Raw genomic sequence first — 19,304 nt, 5'->3', positions numbered from 1 at the left:
AGTTATACAAAATCAGTTTTGTTAATTTCCGGTTTTGCAGCATCAATCATTAGAAAAATTGCTGAAATGATATGCATAATCATCCCGACAAATGGGATCCAAGCAATGCAAGAGGTAACAATCCCTAATACACTGCCAGTAATTGAACCCCCTTCGTTCTTAGTAAGTACAAGTGTAGTAATATGTAGTATCAGCATTACAAGTAAAGGCAACCATAAGAAGCTAATCACTATAGTGGCTCCTAATATTGGTACACCTAAAATCGCCTCTAAACCACCAGTTACCCACTTTAACACTCTGGATGACGACATCCTCATACATCCCCTTTTAGATAATATTTTTAATCGGATATAATTTCCATTAAACATACCATATATTAACCATTATGTCTGTAAACTTTCATAATTTTAGCGTCCAAAAAGTGTTTATGAACAGATACAGAAAATGGATAAGGGCAATTAAACTGTCAAGCAAAGCAACCAGTATTAGACGGAAAGCAATCAGTTTAGCGTAAGAGCAACCAAATCTTAAAATAACAAGCTTACTTGGCGTGAGACGCCTATGACTGTGACTCGTTTTTTTGTTTGGTGTTTTGGCGAGAATTTGCTGCGCTCTCCTAACCAAAAAAACACAAGCAAGTAAATTTATCGTTTACCTGCTTGCGTTTTCACTTTTATTTCAACAATCCTTCTTTTAAATCATTATGCCACTTCGAAAGCATTGGCAAATCTGTTTCTGCAATAGTTCCCGCTTCTTTTGCTGCATTTGTCAGTGCATCATAATTCGTTAAACTTACAAAGGAAATGCCTGCTTCTTTAAATGCTTGCTCTGCTTTCGGAAGTCCGTATGTAAAAATGCTTACTACTCCTAATACTTTAAAGCCTTCATTTTGCAATGCTTCTACAGCGACTAAGCTGCTTCCACCTGTGGAGATTAAATCTTCGATAACTACTACTTTTTGTCCCTCGACAATTTTACCTTCGATTTGATTGCCACGACCATGTTCTTTTGCTTTTGAACGAACATACATCATTGGAAGTTCAAGGACGTCACTTACCCATGCAGCATGTGGTATACCTGCTGTTGCCGTTCCAGCCACAGCTTCTGTGCCTGGGAAGTTTTTTTCGATTGCTTCTGCTAGTCCTCTTGCAATTTCTTTTCGAATTGCTGGTGATGACATCGTAATGCGGTTATCACAGTATATTGGTGATTTGATGCCGGATGCCCATGTGAAAGGATCATTTGGTTTTAATTCGACTGCTCCTACTTCGAGCAATGCTTTTGCGATTGTATTTTCTAATGTCATGCTAGTTCCTCCCACATTTTGAATATGTTTTTATAAGATTCTACTGGGTTTTCTGCTTTTGTAATTGCTCGTCCTACGACGATATGTGATGAACCTAGCAATCTTGCATTAGAGGGAGTTGCTACACGAATTTGATCGTGTGCCTCTCCTTCTGCTAAGCGAATGCCTGGTGTTACTCGCAAAAATTCATTGCCGCATGCTTCTACGATTTGCTTAGCTTCAAGCACTGAGCAAACAACTCCGTCTAAGCCAGCACTTTTTGCTAGTTTTGCATAATGGACAACAGATGCATCGATAGACGTTTGGATCAGCTGCTCTTCCTGCATTTGTTTTTCTGACGTAGAGGTTAGTTGTGTTACAGCGAGTATAGAAGGTCTTTTATTGCCAGCAGATGTTCCTGCTTCTAATCCTTCACGTGCGGCAACCATCATTGCCGCACCTCCTGCAGCGTGGACATTAACTAAATCTGCTCCTAATCTTGCTAGTCCTTTCATGGCCTGCCCGACTGTATTAGGAATATCGTGCAATTTCAAATCCAGAAATACATCATGTCCCATTTCTTTCAATCTATAAACAATAGCAGGTCCTTCTTGTAAATAAAGCTCCATTCCTACTTTCACAAATAGAGATTGTTCAAAAGGTGATAAAAAGCTGTAAGCATCATTTGCTGAAGCAAAATCTAACGCAATAATTGGGCTATTTTTCATAATCGATGACTCCTTCCAATTAGTTCTGAAACTGTTTCAAATCCAAGTTCATCCAGCTTTTCTGGAAGCTGCTCGATTAAATTTGGGCAAACAAATGGATCCACGAAGTTTGCCGTACCTACAGCAACTGCACTAGCGCCAGCAGATAAAAAGTCAATTACATCATCAATCGTTGAAACACCGCCCATTCCTATAATTGGAATTGACACTTGTTTTGCCACCTCATAGACCATACGCAGGGCAACGGGTTTAATCGCTGGACCAGATAATCCGCCTGTTACGTTTGCGATGACAGGTCGACCTGTTTTCGTATCAAAACGCATACCAAGTAATGTATTAATCATCGTGATTCCATCTGCTCCGCCTGCTTCTACTGCTTTTGCGATTTCATTTACATTTGTGACATTCGGAGAAAGTTTTACGTATATAGGTACAGAAGAAACTTCTTTTACAGCACGAGTTAACTCTTCTGCAACTACTGGATCTGTTCCAAATGTAATGCCACCTTGCTTCACATTTGGACAAGAGATGTTTAATTCTAGAGCATGCACATTTGGTGCTTGTGAAATGCTTTTGGCAACTCCCACATAGTCTTCCATTAATGTTCCAGCAACATTTGCGATAATTGGCACATCATATTGCTCTAACCAAGGGAGTTCATTTTCCATTACTTTCGTTAAACCGGGATTTTGTAGCCCTATGGCATTTAACATACCTGCAGGTGTTTCCGCTACACGAGGAGTCGGGTTTCCTAATCTTGTTTCTAATGTTGTAGCTTTAATCATAATAGCTCCAAGTTGCGATAGATTATACAATTTCGCATATTCTTTCCCAAAACCGAAGCAACCAGAAGCCGGCATGATGGGATTTTTCAATGAAAGTCCTGGTAATTCAACCGCTAATCTATTCATACACGAACCACTCCTGACTCGAACACTGGACCATCTGAACATACCTTCACATAATCAGCTTCCGTTTTTTCTGTCGTTTCACATACGCATGCAAAACAAGCGCCAATTCCGCAGCCCATTCGCTCTTCGAATGATAAGTATCCTTCTTTTTCTGGATACATTTTTTCTAAAGCAGAAAGCATTGGCGTTGGTCCACAGCTATAGTAAACAGCAAAATCTTCCTCTAAGTTTTCTAGCACATTTGTAACAAAACCTTTGTATCCATGTGATCCATCTACCGTGACAATATATGTATTTCCCAGCTGCCCAAATTCCCTTTCGTAAAATACAACATCCTTTGATTGGAATCCAAGCACATGAATTGGTTTTACTCCTTTTTCTACAAGTCGTTTTGATAACTCATAAAGTGGTGGTACGCCAATTCCTCCTCCAACAAGTAACGCAGTTTGACCTGCTTCTATCTTATCTATCGGAAATCCATTTCCAAGAGGACCAAGTACATCGACTTGGTCTCCTGGTCTCTTTTCAGAAAGAAGTGTAGTTCCTCTACCATCTGCACGATAAATCATTTTAAACTCCAACGTTTCTTTATCTATTGACGAAATACTAATCGGTCTTCTAAGTAATGGCTCCATTTGATCAGACAATCGTAGATGGACAAATTGACCTGGTTGCTTCATCTCTAATACTTGTTGTCCAATTAATGTTAGCTCGAAAATGTTCGTCGCGATTTGTTGTTGATTTACTACTTGCATTTGTTCCTGTCTAATCATGAACGAACCTCCTCACGTTTCATCGTATTTGTTGAAAAAGCCATTGATTCAATAACTCGTAGCATTGCTTCTGCAGTATCTAAGGATGTAAAACATGCAATGCCATTTTCAACGGATTCTCTTCGGATACGGAAGCCGTCGCGTTCTGGCTGCATCCCCTTTGTTAGTGTGTTGATAACAAATTGTGCGTCGCCTTTTTGTATCACATCTACTATTGTCGTACCTTTTGATCCAATTTTATCTACGATATCTACTGGAATTCCTGCTGTTTGAAATGCTGCTGCAGTTCCGGCTGTGGCAATTATGCGGAAGCCGATATTATGGAATCGTTTAGCAATTTCCGTTCCTTCTGCTTTATCTTTATCCGAAATAGTCATTAATACAGAGCCATGATCCTTTATTTCCATTCCAGCAGCCACTAAGCCTTTGTATAATGCTTTTTCTAAAGTGATGTCTTTCCCCATCACTTCCCCAGTCGATTTCATCTCTGGACCAAGTGTAATATCTACACGACGAAGCTTCGCAAAGCTAAATACTGGCACTTTCACGTATACGCCTTGACTATTCGGAGCGAGTCCTGGTTTGTACCCTTGCTCTATAATAGATTGACCTAAAATTGCTTTGGTTGCGATATTTGCCATTGGAATAGAAGTGATTTTACTTAAAAACGGTACTGTTCGGCTGGAGCGTGGATTTACTTCAATCACATATACTTCATCTTTTGAAATGACGTATTGGATATTCATCAATCCTACAATTTTCAATCCTTTTGCAAGTCTAGTTGTATAGTCCACAAGCGTATCAATATGCTGCTGCGAAAGTTTCTGTGGTGGATAAACTGCAATCGAGTCACCAGAGTGCACTCCTGCGCGTTCAATATGCTCCATAATTCCTGGTATTAATACGTTTTCTCCATCACAAATGGCATCTACTTCAACTTCCGTTCCAGTTAAGTAACGGTCGATCAACACTGGTTTTTCTGGACTTGCCTCTACTGCATGCTCCATATAATGTTTAATCTCTTCTTCGTTATAGACGATTTGCATTGCTCGACCACCTAGCACATAAGAAGGTCTAACAAGTACTGGATAACCGATTTCGTTTGCAATTGCTACTGCTTCTTCTATTGAAACTGCCGTTTTACCAAGTGGTTGTGGAATATCAATTTCATGTAGAGCAGCCTCAAATTCGTTGCGATTTTCTGCACGGTCGATATCCTCTAGTTTAGTACCTAGAATCTTAACGCCTCTTTCTTCTAAAGCAGCCGCTAAGTTGATCGCAGTTTGACCGCCAAATTGTACGACTACCCCTTTTGGTTGTTCTAGGTCTACGATATGCATTACATCTTCCACCGTTAAAGGTTCAAAGTATAATTTATCGGAGATAGAGAAATCAGTCGAAACCGTTTCTGGGTTGTTATTTATAATAATCGCTTCGTACCCAGCTTCTTTAATTGCCCAAACTGAGTGAACCGTTGCGTAGTCGAATTCCACCCCCTGACCGATACGAATAGGACCTGATCCAAGCACGATAACACTTTCTTTGTTTGTACGGATGGATTCGTTTTCTTCTTCATACGTTCCGTAGAAGTATGGCGTTTCTGATTCAAATTCTCCTGCACAAGTATCAACCATTTTATAAACTGGAACGATGCCATTTTCTTTCTTAAAGTTGTATACTTCTATCTCCTGTACATTCCAATATTTCGCGATTGTTTTATCGGCAAAGCCCATACGTTTTGCTTTGTAGAGCACTTCTTGATCAAATGGATTTGCTTGAATCACTTTTTCGTACTGTACAATATTTTGTAGTTTATTTAAGAAAAATAAATCGATTTGACTCCACTCATGAATTTGCTCTACTGACACTCCTCTGCGTAGCGCTTCTCCGATGAAGAATAATCGCTCGTCACCAGCTCGACGAATACGTTTTTCCATCCACTCATCTGTAATAGATTCTGCATTTTTCATTTCGATATGGAAATGACCAGTTTCCAGGGAACGAACTGATTTTAAAATTGCTTCTTCAAACGTGCGCCCTAGCGACATTACTTCTCCAGTAGCTTTCATTTGCGTTCCTAGATTACGTTTAGCTAACTCGAATTTATCGAATGGCCATCTTGGAATTTTCGCTACAATATAATCTAGCGCAGGTTCAAAGCAAGCATAAGTCTTTTCTGTTACTGGGTTCATCATTTCGTCTAATGTTAATCCAACAGCAATTTTGGCAGCAAGTTTTGCAATTGGATATCCCGTCGCTTTAGAAGCAAGTGCAGATGAACGACTTACACGAGGGTTCACTTCGATAATATAGTAATTGAAGCTGTGCGGATCAAGGGCTAATTGTACATTACATCCGCCTTCTATTTTTAATGCTCGAATAATTTTAAGTGAAACGTTACGGAGCATTTGGTTTTCACGGTCTGAAAGTGTTTGTGTTGGGGCAACCACAATCGAATCTCCTGTATGAATTCCAACTGCATCTACATTTTCCATATTACATACCACAATTGCGTTATCCGCAGAGTCGCGCATTACTTCGTATTCAATCTCTTTGTAACCGGCAATCGATTTTTCCAATAAACACTGCGTTACGGGGCTATATTTTAAACCGCTTGTCACAATTTCTTGCAAGTCCGCATCATTATGACATATACCGCCCCCTGTTCCACCTAGCGTGAAAGCAGGACGCACGATTACAGGATATCCGATTTTTTCTACGAATGCTTTTGCTTCATCCATATTATGAATAATGTCACTTTCTGGTACAGGCTCCCCTAGTTCATTCATTAAAGTACGGAATAAATCACGGTCTTCCGCTTTGTGAATTGCTTCAAGCTTCGTACCTAAAATTTCAATTCCTAGTTCGTCTAAAATACCTGATTCATCTAGTGCAATGGCCATATTCAATCCTGTTTGACCACCAAGTGTTGGTAGAATCGCATCGGGACGTTCTTTACGAATTATTTTGCTTACAAAAGGTAAAGTGAGTGGTTCGATATATACTTTATCTGCTATTTCCGTATCTGTCATAATTGTTGCAGGGTTTGAGTTTACTAGAATTACTCGATAGCCTTCTTCTTTCAATGAAATACAAGCTTGTGTTCCAGCGTAGTCGAATTCAGCTGCTTGACCAATGACAATTGGACCTGAACCAATTACTAATATTGTTTCAATATCTTGACGTTTAGGCATGTGAACTCTCCTTTTGCTCGTTAGCATTCATTAACTCGATGAATTGGTCAAATAAGTGAGCGGAATCCTCTGGACCCGATGAGCCTTCTGGGTGGAACTGCACAGAAAACACTGGATACTTAGTATGTTTGACACCTTCCACAGTACCGTCATTTAAAGCGATATGTGTTATTTCCAAATCAGTACTTGCAATCGAATCTGCATCAATTGCGTACCCATGGTTTTGAGAGGTAAGTTCTGTTCTACCAGTAGTTAAATCTTTTACTGGATGATTCCCCCCGCGATGTCCAAATTTCAATTTGAAAGAGGTCGCACCACTTGCAAGAGAAATAAGTTGATGTCCTAGACATACGCCCAAAATAGGTACTTGCCCGATAATCTCTTTTACCATTTCGATTGCTTTTGGAATATCCGTCGGATCTCCAGGACCGTTTGAAAGCATAACTCCGTCAGGAGACATGCCTAAAATTTCTTTTGCAGATGTGTTGTACGGCACGACTATAATGTCACAATCCCGTTTATTTAATTCTCTTAAAATGCCATGTTTCATGCCAAAGTCAACTAATACTACTCTTTTGCCACGACCTGGGCTTGGATATGGACGCGTAATAGAGACTTGTTCTACTACATTTTTGAGGATAATAGTAGCCTTAAGTTTTTCTATTTCCTGTTCGATATTCACTTCTTCTCCGGCTTTTGTAAGCTTCCCTTTTAAAGATCCATGATTGCGGATGATACGCGTTAATTTTCGTGTATCGATCCCTTCAATACCCGGGACATTTTTTGTCTTCAAAAATTCGTCTAATGTACGTTGGCTTCTAAAATTGGATGGCTGTTCTGCAAGCTCTCTAATTACTACTCCTGAAAGAGCAAGCTCGATTGATTCAAAATCATCTGGGTTAATCCCGTAGTTTCCAACCATCGGATACGTAAATGTCAAGATTTGACCACAGTTCGATGGGTCTGAAATGGATTCTTGATAGCCTGTCATTGCAGTAGTGAATATTACTTCTCCAATTGATCCTTCTTCGCTTCCAAATGCATTTCCTTTAAATACAGTCCCGTCTTCCAGCAGCAAATATCTTGTTTTCATCAGTTCTCCTCCTGCCAAACGATTTCTCCATTATAAATAGTTACTTGCGGCCATCCCGCACAATTCCATCCGTCAAATGGTGTGTTTTTCCCTTTGGATAAAAATGCTTCCTTATCAATTGCTTGCTCTTTTTCTAAATCTATTAAAACTAAATCTGCAGGTGCTCCGACTTCTAGCTTCCCAAATTCAAAGCCGAAAACTTCAGATGGTTTAGTCGTTAAAGAGTCAAGTAATTGCTTTAAAGTCCACTCACCTGTTTTTACGAAATGTGTATATAAAAGTGGGAAAGCTGTTTCAAGTCCGACAATACCGAACGGAGCTTTTTCAAAGCCAGCTGCTTTTTCTTCCTCTGAGTGTGGTGCATGATCTGTTGCTACGAAATCGAGTGTGCCATCTAGCAAGCCTTCACGCAGAGCAAGCATATCCTCTTTCGCTCGGAGCGGAGGATTCATTTTCCAAATTGCCTCATTAGATGGAATATCGTCTTCACATAGCAATAAATGGTGAGGACTTACTTCTGCTGTGACATGAACCCCTGCTCTTTTAGCATCTCTTATAACACGCACCGATTCTTTTGTGCTTACGTGACACACATGATAGTGTGCTCCTGAGCTTTCCGCGAGTAGAATATCTCGCGCAATATGTACTGATTCCGAAACGGATGGAATTCCTTTTAACCCTAATTCCTCGTTACGTTTTCCTTTATGCATCACACCACCGTAAATAAGTGTATTGTCTTCACAATGTGCTACAACCGGGATATTAAATTTCGCAGCTTCCTCCATTGCTTCTAACATAGTTCCTGCCGCTTGTATTCCAACTCCGTCATCCGTTAAAGCAAATGCTCCAAGATTTTTCAACTCTTCAATATTTGTTCTTTCTTTTCCAGCTTGGCGTATCGTAATCGATGCATATGGTAGTACTCGCACTAGTGCATTTGTTTCTATTAAATCTAGTACATGTGAGAAGTTTTCCGCTGTATCAGGTACAGGTCGTGTATTCGGCATTGCACAAATCGTTGTGTATCCACCTCTAGCAGCAGATTTCGTCCCTGTTTCAATCGTTTCTTTATGCTCACCGCCTGGCTCACGTAAATGGACATGGACATCGATTAATCCAGGAGAGAGAAGCATTCCTTTTCCGTCTATAACAGTTGCATGTTCCGCAGTTACATTTGCTCCGATTTCTGCTATTTTTCCTTCTTTGATGACAACCGAAGTTTGTTCGAAGTCTCCTGCATTGTTAACTATTTGAACGTTTTGTATAATTTTTGTCATGTTATTCTCTCCCTTTCAATATCATTTCAGTGATCGCCATGCGGACATACACGCCATTTTCCATTTGTTTAAAAATTCTAGAGCGATCACATTCTACTAATTCACTCGCGATTTCCACATCTCGATTAAATGGAGCTGGATGCATAATGATGGCTCCATCTTTCATTTTTTGTTCTCTTTCCACTGTTAAACCGTATGTTTGGTGATAGTCTTCTTTAGAGAATATCCCACTTACTTCATGTCTTTCATGTTGAACTCGAAGCAACATTACCACATCACTTGATTCAATTACTTCATCGAAATCGTGGATACAGTTGAAATCTCCTTGCCATTCAGGCGGGCAAACAAACTGTACTTTAGCTCCAAGCCTTGAAAGGGCATCTGCGTTCGATTTTGCAACTCGGCTATGTGCTATATCTCCGACTATAGTGATAGTTTTGTTCTCGACAGTCCCAAATTCTTCCCAAATCGTGAAGATGTCGAGAAGACTTTGTGTTGGATGATTACCCGTTCCATCCCCGCCGTTGATAATAGCAACTTTCGTTTTTCCTACTAACTCTTCAAAAAAATTGTTTTGTTCATGTCTTACTACTACAGCATCTATCCCGATCGCTTCTAAAACTTTTACTGTATCGTAAAGCGTCTCTCCTTTTAATGTACTGGAAAAACCTGATTCAAAAGGAATTACAGTTAACCCTAACTTTCGTTCTGCCACTTCAAAACTCATTTTCGTACGAGTACTTGGTTCAAAAAATAAATTAGACATTGTATATTTATTTTTCAATGACGAGGCAGCACCTTCTCGAAAAGCTTTTGCCTGTTCTAATATTGCTGTTATTTGTTCAACCGATAAATCTTTCATTGATACTAAATTTTCAATCGATAAATCTTTCATTGATAGTAAGTTTTCCAACTTAATCCCCCTCTTTCCTATAAAAAAAACTTCTTGAAAAGTCTCAAGAAGGTCCGTTTAAGCATAGGCAAGTAAAGGAATCTCTTAACGAAGTTCCAACTAGTCTATCCGAACCTTTTGCTGACTCTCTGTTCAACTTATTAAAAGGTTATTTATTCAGTTTTCTAAATCCTGTATTTCTGCTGCTTTTCTACCTGGTAATACTAAGTTTAGTATAACCCCGATGATTGCTGCTAGAGCCATCCCTTCTATGCTTAAAGATTCAGTCACGACGAATTTTGCTCCACCGATTCCGATTACCAAAATCACAGACGCGATAACTAAGTTTCTACTATTCCCAAAGTCTACGTTTGCTTCTACTAGCATTCTTAAACCACTTGCAGCTATTATTCCGAATAGTAGAATCGAAACTCCACCTAGAACGGCTGTTGGGATTGTCGCTATAACAGCCATTGCTTTTCCAAAGAATGATAATAGGATAGCGATTACTGCTGCTCCCATAATGACATACACACTATACACTCTTGTAATAGCGAGGACACCTATATTTTCACCATATGTCGTCTTCGGTGGACCACCGATTAATGCACTGACAAATGTACCAAAACCATCACCGAGCAAAGATCTATGTAATCCCGGCTCTTTAATATAATTACGATTCACTACTTTTCCTAGTACAAGCTGGTGACCGATATGCTCGGATATTGTGACGATCACTATTGGCACCATGATTAATATCAAATGAGGAGTTATAACAAAATCATAATCTACTCCAGGTATTAAAAAGGCTGGAACTTCAAACCAAGCTGCTTCCTTCACTGCAGAATAATCAATTATTCCAATGGCAGCCGAGTATATATATCCTACTATTAAGCCAATTAAAATCGGCATTGTACTTAAAATATTTTTAAAAAACACTGTACAAAAAACTGCTGTTAGTAATGTTACTAATGCTGCTGTGAAATGGATGAAGCTATACTGCTTTAAATCCGTATCCGGAATTGGAATATTCATCGCCATATCAACTGCTACGCCTGCAAGTCCTAAACCGATAACCATAATAACTGGACCTACTACAATTGGTGGTAATAGTTTCATAATCCATTTGTATCCACTCTTCCAAATGATCAGCGACACTAGGCCGTAAGTAATACCGACCAGCATACCACCTATCATTGCACTTCCTACTCCACCTATCTGGGTTGCAAGTATGATTGGTGCAATAAAAGCAAAGGATGAGCCCAAATAAGCGGGTACTTGAAATTTGGTTATTAATAAGAAGAATATTGTCGCTATACCACTCGTAAGTAACGCAATTGCAGGACTTAAACCTACTAGCTGTGGTACTAAGATAGTGGAACCGAACATGGCGAACATATGCTGGAAGCTTAAGGTGATGAGTTGCCCTCCAGACGGTTTTTCATTTACATCTAATACGGTATTTGACATGAAATATTCCTACCCTTTTCTTTAAAATTATTACTCGAAAATAGTAACAGCATCTACACCATCTTTTTCGGATACTTTCACAACAATTCGTTCGCTGCTTGAAGTCGGGATGTTCTTCCCAACATAATCAGCTCGAATAGGAAGCTCTCGGTGTCCGCGGTCTATTAAAACTGCAAGCTGTATTTGTGCAGGTCTTCCCAAATCCATTACTGCATCCATTGCAGCTCGAACCGTTCTTCCTGTATATAGTACATCATCGACAAGGATTACTTTTTTATCTGACACATCATGTGTTATATCTACTTCCTGTACTAATGGTTCGTCTGTTCCATTTTTTAAGGATAAGTCATCTCTATATAGCGTTATATCAAGTTCCCCTGTTTTAATAGCTTTGCCTTCTATTTCCTCGATTCGCTTCGCGAGTCGTTTCGCTAAGAAAGCACCTCTCGTTTTTATACCGACGAGTATACACTGTTCTATTCCTTTGTTTCGTTCAATAATTTCATGTGCAATTCGTGTAAGTGCACGTTTAATCGATTGTTCATCTAAAATGCTCGCTTTTTCTGGCATCTTTCTTCATTTCCCCTTTCCAAAATATAAAAAACCTCTTGAGCTAGAGAAGCCCAAGAGGTTGTATGCGCATGATTAAATAGGGTGAGGCACACTTAAAAAGTCCGCAGACTAATAGTGAGTCACTTTCACATATACCTTCTCAGCCTCTCTGGACTGTTATTAAAGGTGAAGCTATTCGATTTTCTTTTTACAGTATAAGCTACTAGTCTTCTTTTAGCAAGGATTGTTTTCTCAAATCTTGCAATAAATTTTCGAAATCCTCCGGAAGTGGGGAAGAAAACTCTAAATACTCACCTGTTTTTGGTTGAACAAATCCTAAAACACCGGCGTGTAATACTTGACCGTTAAAATCAATTGTTTTCTTCGGACCGTATTTTGGATCTCCCGCTAGTGGGTGTCCAATATATTTCATATGCACACGAATTTGATGCGTTCTTCCTGTTTCCAATTGGCACTCTACTAACGTATATTTATTGAAGCGTTCTAATACACGGAAATGCGTCACTGCATGCTTTCCGTTATCTACAACAGCCATGCTTTGTCTCTCTTTTTTATCTCGCCCAATAGGAGCATCGATTGTTCCTTTATCATGAGGAATATGTCCATGCACTAGTGCCGTATATTTACGCGTTACTGTTTTCTTCACTAATTGGTCTACCAATGATTCATGTGCGACATCATTTTTGGCAACCATTAATAACCCAGTCGTATCTTTATCAATACGGTGAACTATTCCTGGACGTAACACTCCATTAATGCCGGATAAATCATTTACTTGGTACATCAGCCCATTAACAAGCGTACCACTAGTATGTCCTGGAGCTGGATGAACGACCATTCCACGTGGTTTATACACCACTACAACATCTTCGTCCTCATAGACAATGTGTAAATTCAAGTTTTCTGCAACTATATCGAGTGGTATTGCTTCAGGAGGCGTGATTACAATAACGTCGCCTTCTTTTACTTTATAATTCGATTTTGCAGCTTCGTTATTAACTAACACATGTCCATCTTTTATAAAGTTTTGGATTTGCGTTCGTGACCAATCCGTGTCAAAAGAGGCTATTGCTTTGTCAATTCTCTCTTTTGCTTGTTCTTTTTCTATTACAAATGTAAATTCTTCCATTACTTCACCTTTTTCTTTTCTGCTCGTTCTTCTTTTATTATGAATATTATTACCATAACTACACCAATTGATAACGCCGCATCTGCAACATTAAAAATCGGAAAATCATAATTAATAATTGGTATTAACACATCGGCAAAATCGACTACTTCTCTTCTCCATACTCGATCGATAAAATTTCCTATTGCTCCACCGAGTAGCATCATCAATCCGACTTGAAATACCGGCTTGCCTTTTGCTTCTTTATGAAAATAATAAATAATCCCGATAATAACGATGACTGTGATAATAGCAAATAAGCTAAATTGTCCTTGAAGCATTCCCCATGCTGCTCCCTTGTTCCGATGGGAAAGTAGTGCGATATAAGGGTCCAATATAGGTATACGTTCCCCTAGTTCCATATTTTTAACTATCAACCATTTAGTCCACTGATCAAGGGCAATGACAATTGCCGCTATTCCATAAAATTTCCACACATCAAATTCCCCCGATTTAAAAGAATCTTCCCTAGTTTACCATACAATTATGTTATCCGTAAAAGAGTGGTTAAATAAAAATGAAAATCCCCAGATATCGCCATCGAAATCAATCGCTTTATACAGGAAAAAATATCCTTTTACAACTAACACCCCGATTATTCCAACTAAATGCATCGAAATTCCAACTAAACATATTTTCCACGTCAAAGACACAAAAAATGTGGTCCTGCTAAGAGGACCACATCTACTCATTACATGTAATTTTCTTCTACAACATCCGCACAGCGTGCACATAATGTTGCGTGTTTTTCGTTAGTTCCAACCGTTTCAGAAATAGTCCAGCAGCGTTCACATTTTTCGCCGTCTGCTTTTTCTACTAATACAGATGCATGCTCAAGTACCAAACTATTTTCAGCAGCAGCTTCCACTAACTCAAATTGAGAGACAATGAATAACTGTGCAAAATCAATCGTATCTGTCTCAAACAATGATGTATATTCATCTTTCACATATAAAGTTACTTTTGCTTCTAATGATTTACCAATTGTTTTTGCATTACGTGCTTCTTCCAATGCTTTTAATACATCGTCACGTAAATCCATAATTTTCGTCCATTTAGAAGCTAAGCTTTCGAAGTTTGGATATTGTACTGCATCTGTCATATCCGTTAACTGAATACTTTCTTCTGTTTCATGCTCCAAATAAGCCCAAAGCTCATCTGTTGTATGCGGCAAGATTGGTGTCATTACTTTCAATAAAGTAAGTAATGTATCATACATTACTGTTTGCATAGCGCGACGATCCGGATGATCCGCTCCGTAAATGTATACAACATCCTTCGCAACATCTAAATAGAACGAGCTCAACTCACCAGCAACGAAATTGTTAACTGCATGATAAACTGCTGCGAAATCGTAGCGATCATATGCTGCACGAGCTGTTTTTAACACTTCTTGCAAACGCATAAACACGTATTGATCCATTTCACGTAAATTTTCGTATGCTACACGATCTTTTGCAGGGTTGAAGTCTGCAACATTTCCATGTAAGAAACGGAAAGTATTACGAATTTTACGATATACTTCTGAAACCTGTTTTAACATATCCATCGAAATTCGAACGTCACCTGTGTAATCAACCGAAGCAACCCATAGACGTAAAATATCCGCACCATATTGGTTCATTACTTTAGAAGGAAGAATAACATTTCCAACTGATTTACTCATTTTACGACCTTCTCCGTCTAACACGAAACCGTGAGAAAGCAGCCCTTTATATGGTGCATATCCATTAATCGCAACGCTAGTAATAAGAGATGAGTTAAACCATCCACGATACTGGTCAGAGCCTTCTAAATAAAGGTCAGCTGGATATTTCATCCCACGTTCTACAAGCACACCTTGGTGAGAGGAACCTGAGTCAAACCAAACATCCATAATATCATTTTCTTTTGTAAAATGACCATTCGGGCTACTTGGATGTGTAAAGCCTTCCGGTAACAGTTCTTTCGCTTCTTTTTGGAACCAAATATTAGATCCATGCTCACGGAACAATTTAGAGACGTTTGCAATTGTTTCTGGAGTGATAATTGGATCTCCATTTTCCGCGTAAAAAATCGGAATCGGTACACCCCATGCACGCTGACGAGAAATTACCCAGTCTCCACGGTCACGAATCATATTATACAGTCGAGTTTCACCCCATGCAGGTGTAAACGCTGTTTCGCGAACTGCTTGTAATAATTCATCGCGGAATGCATCAATAGAAGCAAACCATTGTGGTGTTGCACGATAAATAACTGGTTTTTTCGTACGCCAGTCATGTGGATAAGAATGTTTAAAGAAAGTTAACTTTTCAAGTCTACCTAGCTCTTTAAGTTTTTCTGTGATAACTTTGTTTGCATCATCATAAAATAATCCTTCAAACCCAGGTGCCTCGTCTGTATAGCAGCCTCGATTATCAACTGGACTTAAAATATCCAAACCGTATTGTTTACCAACTAAGTAGTCATCTTCCCCGTGACCTGGTGCTGTATGAACGCAGCCAGTACCCGCATCAGCTGTTACATGCTCTCCAATCATTACAAGAGAATCACGATCATAAATCGGGTGCTTAGCCACAACATATTCTAGATCTGCCCCTTTTACTTCTTGCAGCACTTCATATGCTTCCCACTCTAAAGTTTCAGCTAAAGAAGCTAGTAAATCTTTCGCCACAATAAATTTATTGTCCGCTACTTGTACTACTGCATAAGTGAATTCTGGATGCACAGAAATACCTAAGTTTGCTGGAATTGTCCAAGGAGTTGTCGTCCAAATGATGAATTTTGCATCTGCTGGTACAACACCCTTTGCATCTTTTACTTCAAAGCTCACATAAATAGAAGGTGATTTTTTATCTTGGTATTCGATTTCTGCTTCTGCTAACGCAGATTCAGATGATGGTGACCAGTAAACTGGTTTTAATCCTTTATAGATATAGCCTTTTTCAGCCATTCTACCGAACACTTCAATTTGACGAGCTTCAAACTCAGGTTTCAATGTAATATAAGGATTTTCCCAATCCCCGCGCACTCCTAGACGGCGGAATTGAGAACGTTGGTTGTCGATTTGCTCATACGCATACTTCTCACAAAGCTCACGGAATTCCGCAACAGTCATTTCTTTACGCTTTACACCTTTATTAGTCAACGCTTGCTCGATTGGTAATCCGTGTGTATCCCAGCCTGGTACATAAGGTACATGGTAACCAGTCATGGAACGATGGCGAGCAATCATATCTTTTAATACTTTGTTTAAAGCGTGCCCGATATGAATATCTCCGTTAGCATATGGAGGTCCATCATGTAAAACGAATTCTGGGCGATCCGCTGTACGCTCTAGCTGTAATTTGTTAATGTCCATTTGATCCCATTTTTCTTGGATTTTTGGTTCATTTGCAGGTAAATTTCCGCGCATTGGGAAATCTGTTTTCGGCATCAATAATGTGTCTTTGTACTCCATTTAAATTCCTCCTAAATTGTTTGCGTAAGCGCCTAGTCGAAGGACTACTGTCTAAGTTAGCGATCTTTTTTCGCGACTGCATAACCTGCTTCCTGCAGGCCTCCGACAGGCAAATGTTTTTTAAAAAACAAAAAAACCCCTCATCCCAAAAAGGGACGAGAAGTTTATGCTCGCGGTACCACCCTACTTGCGATTTTTTTAGAAATCGCCGCTTAGTATGCCATAACGGGGCATAAACCGAGGACACTTACTTTGTTTTTGGGTATCCTTGCTCCAAAGTGATAATCTAAAATATTTTCATTGCTTGGGCTCTCACCATCCCCAAGTCGCTTATTCGAAACTATTTTAGACGTCTTTTTCAACGCATATTTATATGATATGAAATTATTATAGAAAATGTAAGTCCAACAGTCAAGAATTGTATTCTTCTGTTGCCGAAACGCGATCCAGACTTTCTGTATCCACATCGTACTCCATTAAATGGTTCCAATCATCTGTATTGATAAGATCCAATTGTGCTTCTACTAGCATTTTAAATCGATTGCGGAAAACTTTTGACTGTTTTTTCAGTTCCTCAATTTCTATCGCTACTCTTCTTGCCTTGGATAGTGCTTCATTGACAATTCGATCCGCATTTTTTTCTGCTTCTTTTACGATTAACTTCGCTTCTTTTTGAGAGTTTCTTCGTACTTCTTCAGCAGCTTCTTGAGCAACAACGATTGACTTATGCAAAGTCTCTTCAATCGATGTGAAATGCCCAACTTTTTCGCTTGAAGATTTTAATTTGGTTTCTAGATCTTTTTTTTCTTTTATTAGGATTTCAAGATCTTTCATTATTTGATCAAGGAATTCGTTTACTTCATCTTCATTGTATCCACGAAAACCTTTACTAAACTCCTTGTTATGTATATCAAGTGGTGTTAATGGCATTTGTTCCATCTCCTTTGACTAGACTATCGTCTCTCTATTATACATTTACGACAGAGGGAAAACATCTAAAATTCCAAGATTGTTGTATATATTTATTTTTTTTGCTCTAAACGACCTATTTGGAGTCGAATTTTATCTTTTTTTGTTCTTCCTTCCATCATTAATAACTTAACTCGTCCTAATCCACGAATAGAAAGTAAATCAAGCTCCTGCAGTTCCAAAGATGATTGATCTTTCTCTGCCCAGTTCACTTTCACTTTCCCACCGGAAATAAGAGAAGCAGATTTTTGACGAGAAATATTAAAAACAGCAGAAAGCACTGTATCTAATCGTAGAGAGCTTACTGTTAAAGTCTCGGTTAACCATTCTTCTGATTGGTCAAAATAGTTTTCCGGATCTTCCACTAATTCCATTTGTACCTTCACTTTTCCGATTGACGTGAAGTTCGCTCGTACATAGTCTAGTACTTCCGAAGCTACAACAAATTGAATAGCACCATCTACTACTCGGATATCCCCAAATTTACTTCGGTCAATTCCTAACGACATCATGGCCCCTAGTACGTCCTTATGCTTCAGCGTAACAAACTTTGTCGGGTATTTTACTTCCACAACAGCCATCGAGAAGTCTTCGGTTGTTGGTGCAAAATAAGAAGGGTACAATAAAACCCTTTTTCGTTCTGCTTGATCCAGTGCACCATCCGCTTCTGATTCAATTCCTTCATATTGTCTTCGAATAGAGTCTACGATAAATTGTTGTCTTGGATCTAAGAAATCAGTCAGCTTCGGTGCATATCTATTTTCTACTTCATGCATCATGCTCACGGCTTGCTCTATAAAAGGTTGCTCTTCTTTCCTAAAATGCTGTAATACATGCTCCATTTGAGTTTATCTCCTTATGTATATTGAACTCCCCCACTTTTCCTTCGATTAAGCGTTCATCTGCTCTTCATTGGTGGGGCATTGGACAACTTTCCTTCTAAGGTGGGCGAAAAGTGGCTTGGCCTATAACTCCTATATCTATCCACATAGCTGAATTTGTTTTAGAATTTGTCTGTTGCGATAGATACAAAGATATTTACGAGATCATTCTTTGTGCTAATTGTATACCCATCCACTTTCCGAGTTTAGGTTGTTATTAGTAGTTTTCCATGATTGTAACATTTTCATACATTTGTTTTATTGTAGGACAAGTCCGCTGACCGTTGATACTTGTCCATCTGTACAATCGTTTTTGGGGAGGGTCTTGTCTTCTTTCAGAAATGACAAAAACCCCACGAATGTGAGGTTTAAATGAATGCTAGAAGAAGATACGCTACCCCACTCATTGCAAGCCTTAAAGCAAAGATAGCAACAATTGGAGAGATATCAATCATGCCTATTGGAGGAATGATTTTACGGAATATATCTAAATATGGATCGCAAATTCTTCCTAAAAACCTTCCCACAGCAGATTGTTGGATACTCGGCACCCATGACATTAATATATAGATGATCAATGCATACGTATATATTGTCACCGCTTGATTTAACAAGTTTAAAAATAAAATCATATTTTAGAATGCTCCT

Annotated in this window: 17 protein-coding genes and 1 other annotated feature; all 17 genes read right to left on the bottom strand. The window is 39.0% G+C overall.

The features are described from left to right. Nucleotides 1–2 precede the first annotated feature (2 nt). Nucleotides 3–311: a hypothetical protein gene (locus ACIP9W_RS16010; RefSeq protein ID WP_400791346.1), complete on the bottom strand. Its 309-nt coding sequence runs from the start codon at nucleotides 309–311 to the stop codon at nucleotides 3–5. A 362-nt stretch (nucleotides 312–673) separates the two neighbouring features. Next, entirely contained in the window at nucleotides 674–1,306 is a 633-nt protein-coding gene (pyrE, locus tag ACIP9W_RS16005; RefSeq protein ID WP_400791343.1) for an orotate phosphoribosyltransferase, read from the bottom strand. Next, on the bottom strand, nucleotides 1,303–2,013 hold the full coding sequence (pyrF, locus tag ACIP9W_RS16000) for an orotidine-5'-phosphate decarboxylase (protein ID WP_400791340.1): 711 nt from the start codon (nucleotides 2,011–2,013) through the stop codon (nucleotides 1,303–1,305). The genes pyrE and pyrF overlap by 4 nt, the downstream gene beginning before the upstream one ends. After that, nucleotides 2,010–2,924 carry a dihydroorotate dehydrogenase gene (locus ACIP9W_RS15995; protein ID WP_400791337.1) on the bottom strand — a complete coding sequence of 305 codons (915 nt, stop codon included), beginning with the start codon at nucleotides 2,922–2,924 and terminating at the stop codon, nucleotides 2,010–2,012. Before ACIP9W_RS15995 ends, pyrF begins: the two co-directional genes overlap by 4 nt. Beyond that, on the bottom strand, nucleotides 2,921–3,697 hold the full coding sequence (locus ACIP9W_RS15990; RefSeq protein WP_400791334.1) for a dihydroorotate dehydrogenase electron transfer subunit: 777 nt from the start codon (nucleotides 3,695–3,697) through the stop codon (nucleotides 2,921–2,923). The genes ACIP9W_RS15995 and ACIP9W_RS15990 overlap by 4 nt, the downstream gene beginning before the upstream one ends. Further along, entirely contained in the window at nucleotides 3,694–6,891 is a 3,198-nt protein-coding gene (carB, locus tag ACIP9W_RS15985; protein ID WP_400791331.1) for a carbamoyl-phosphate synthase large subunit, read from the bottom strand. The genes ACIP9W_RS15990 and carB overlap by 4 nt, the downstream gene beginning before the upstream one ends. Further along, nucleotides 6,884–7,984, bottom strand: a complete 1,101-nt coding sequence (locus ACIP9W_RS15980; protein WP_400791328.1) for a carbamoyl phosphate synthase small subunit — start codon at nucleotides 7,982–7,984, stop codon at nucleotides 6,884–6,886. Before ACIP9W_RS15980 ends, carB begins: the two co-directional genes overlap by 8 nt. After that, nucleotides 7,984–9,261 (bottom strand): dihydroorotase, encoded by a 1,278-nt coding sequence (locus ACIP9W_RS15975; protein WP_400791325.1) that lies wholly within the window; start codon nucleotides 9,259–9,261, stop codon nucleotides 7,984–7,986. The genes ACIP9W_RS15980 and ACIP9W_RS15975 overlap by 1 nt, the downstream gene beginning before the upstream one ends. 1 nt (nucleotide 9,262) lies before the next feature. Further along, nucleotides 9,263–10,141 carry an aspartate carbamoyltransferase catalytic subunit gene (locus ACIP9W_RS15970; RefSeq protein ID WP_400791430.1) on the bottom strand — a complete coding sequence of 293 codons (879 nt, stop codon included), beginning with the start codon at nucleotides 10,139–10,141 and terminating at the stop codon, nucleotides 9,263–9,265. 189 nt (nucleotides 10,142–10,330) lie between these two features. Further along, nucleotides 10,331–11,623 (bottom strand): uracil-xanthine permease family protein, encoded by a 1,293-nt coding sequence (locus ACIP9W_RS15965; protein WP_400791322.1) that lies wholly within the window; start codon nucleotides 11,621–11,623, stop codon nucleotides 10,331–10,333. A gap of 30 nt (nucleotides 11,624–11,653) precedes the next feature. Next, a complete protein-coding gene (pyrR, locus tag ACIP9W_RS15960; RefSeq protein ID WP_282245553.1) occupies nucleotides 11,654–12,193 on the bottom strand; it encodes a bifunctional pyr operon transcriptional regulator/uracil phosphoribosyltransferase PyrR in 540 nt (179 codons plus the stop codon). A gap of 205 nt (nucleotides 12,194–12,398) precedes the next feature. Next, nucleotides 12,399–13,325, bottom strand: coding sequence for an RluA family pseudouridine synthase (locus ACIP9W_RS15955; protein WP_282245555.1), 927 nt, complete (start codon nucleotides 13,323–13,325; stop codon nucleotides 12,399–12,401). Continuing rightward, the gene (gene lspA / locus ACIP9W_RS15950) at nucleotides 13,325–13,801 is read right to left on the bottom strand and encodes a signal peptidase II (RefSeq protein WP_282245557.1); all 477 of its coding nucleotides are present in this window, start codon (nucleotides 13,799–13,801) and stop codon (nucleotides 13,325–13,327) included. Before lspA ends, ACIP9W_RS15955 begins: the two co-directional genes overlap by 1 nt. A gap of 254 nt (nucleotides 13,802–14,055) precedes the next feature. Continuing rightward, nucleotides 14,056–16,806: an isoleucine--tRNA ligase gene (ileS, locus tag ACIP9W_RS15945; RefSeq protein ID WP_400791318.1), complete on the bottom strand. Its 2,751-nt coding sequence runs from the start codon at nucleotides 16,804–16,806 to the stop codon at nucleotides 14,056–14,058. 148 nt (nucleotides 16,807–16,954) lie between these two features. Beyond that, nucleotides 16,955–17,177: a binding site (T-box leader), on the bottom strand. Between the two features lie 40 nt (nucleotides 17,178–17,217). Continuing rightward, nucleotides 17,218–17,736 (bottom strand): DivIVA domain-containing protein, encoded by a 519-nt coding sequence (locus tag ACIP9W_RS15940; RefSeq protein ID WP_400791316.1) that lies wholly within the window; start codon nucleotides 17,734–17,736, stop codon nucleotides 17,218–17,220. A 92-nt stretch (nucleotides 17,737–17,828) separates the two neighbouring features. Then, nucleotides 17,829–18,617, bottom strand: coding sequence for a YlmH family RNA-binding protein (locus tag ACIP9W_RS15935; RefSeq protein ID WP_400791314.1), 789 nt, complete (start codon nucleotides 18,615–18,617; stop codon nucleotides 17,829–17,831). A 407-nt stretch (nucleotides 18,618–19,024) separates the two neighbouring features. Further along, the gene (locus tag ACIP9W_RS15930; protein WP_282245565.1) at nucleotides 19,025–19,288 is read right to left on the bottom strand and encodes a YggT family protein; all 264 of its coding nucleotides are present in this window, start codon (nucleotides 19,286–19,288) and stop codon (nucleotides 19,025–19,027) included. Nucleotides 19,289–19,304 lie beyond the last annotated feature (16 nt).

It is taken from the genome of Psychrobacillus sp. NPDC093180, from assembly GCF_044754065.1.
In the GTDB taxonomy this organism is placed as follows: domain Bacteria; phylum Bacillota; class Bacilli; order Bacillales_A; family Planococcaceae; genus Psychrobacillus.
The sequence above is the reverse complement of the archived record's forward strand: the minus strand, read 5'-3'. Positions and strand labels throughout refer to the sequence as shown.

Excerpts from the sequence above, each read along its gene's own strand:
- ACIP9W_RS16010 (WP_400791346.1), bottom strand. The coding sequence starts at position 311 with ATGTCGTCATCCAGAGTGTTAAAGTGGGTAACTGGTGGTTTAGAGGCG.
- ACIP9W_RS15940 (WP_400791316.1), bottom strand. The coding sequence starts at position 17,736 with ATGCCATTAACACCACTTGATATACATAACAAGGAGTTTAGTAAAGGT.
- ACIP9W_RS15975 (WP_400791325.1), bottom strand. The coding sequence starts at position 9,261 with ATGACAAAAATTATACAAAACGTTCAAATAGTTAACAATGCAGGAGAC.
- ileS (WP_400791318.1), bottom strand. The coding sequence starts at position 16,806 with ATGGAGTACAAAGACACATTATTGATGCCGAAAACAGATTTCCCAATG.
- ACIP9W_RS15955 (WP_282245555.1), bottom strand. The coding sequence starts at position 13,325 with ATGGAAGAATTTACATTTGTAATAGAAAAAGAACAAGCAAAAGAGAGA.
- ACIP9W_RS15930 (WP_282245565.1), bottom strand. The coding sequence starts at position 19,288 with ATGATTTTATTTTTAAACTTGTTAAATCAAGCGGTGACAATATATACG.
- ACIP9W_RS15935 (WP_400791314.1), bottom strand. The coding sequence starts at position 18,617 with ATGGAGCATGTATTACAGCATTTTAGGAAAGAAGAGCAACCTTTTATA.
- ACIP9W_RS15965 (WP_400791322.1), bottom strand. The coding sequence starts at position 11,623 with ATGTCAAATACCGTATTAGATGTAAATGAAAAACCGTCTGGAGGGCAA.
- pyrF (WP_400791340.1), bottom strand. The coding sequence starts at position 2,013 with ATGAAAAATAGCCCAATTATTGCGTTAGATTTTGCTTCAGCAAATGAT.
- pyrE (WP_400791343.1), bottom strand. The coding sequence starts at position 1,306 with ATGACATTAGAAAATACAATCGCAAAAGCATTGCTCGAAGTAGGAGCA.
- ACIP9W_RS15980 (WP_400791328.1), bottom strand. The coding sequence starts at position 7,984 with ATGAAAACAAGATATTTGCTGCTGGAAGACGGGACTGTATTTAAAGGA.
- pyrR (WP_282245553.1), bottom strand. The coding sequence starts at position 12,193 with ATGCCAGAAAAAGCGAGCATTTTAGATGAACAATCGATTAAACGTGCA.
- carB (WP_400791331.1), bottom strand. The coding sequence starts at position 6,891 with ATGCCTAAACGTCAAGATATTGAAACAATATTAGTAATTGGTTCAGGT.
- ACIP9W_RS15995 (WP_400791337.1), bottom strand. The coding sequence starts at position 2,924 with ATGAATAGATTAGCGGTTGAATTACCAGGACTTTCATTGAAAAATCCC.
- ACIP9W_RS15990 (WP_400791334.1), bottom strand. The coding sequence starts at position 3,697 with ATGATTAGACAGGAACAAATGCAAGTAGTAAATCAACAACAAATCGCG.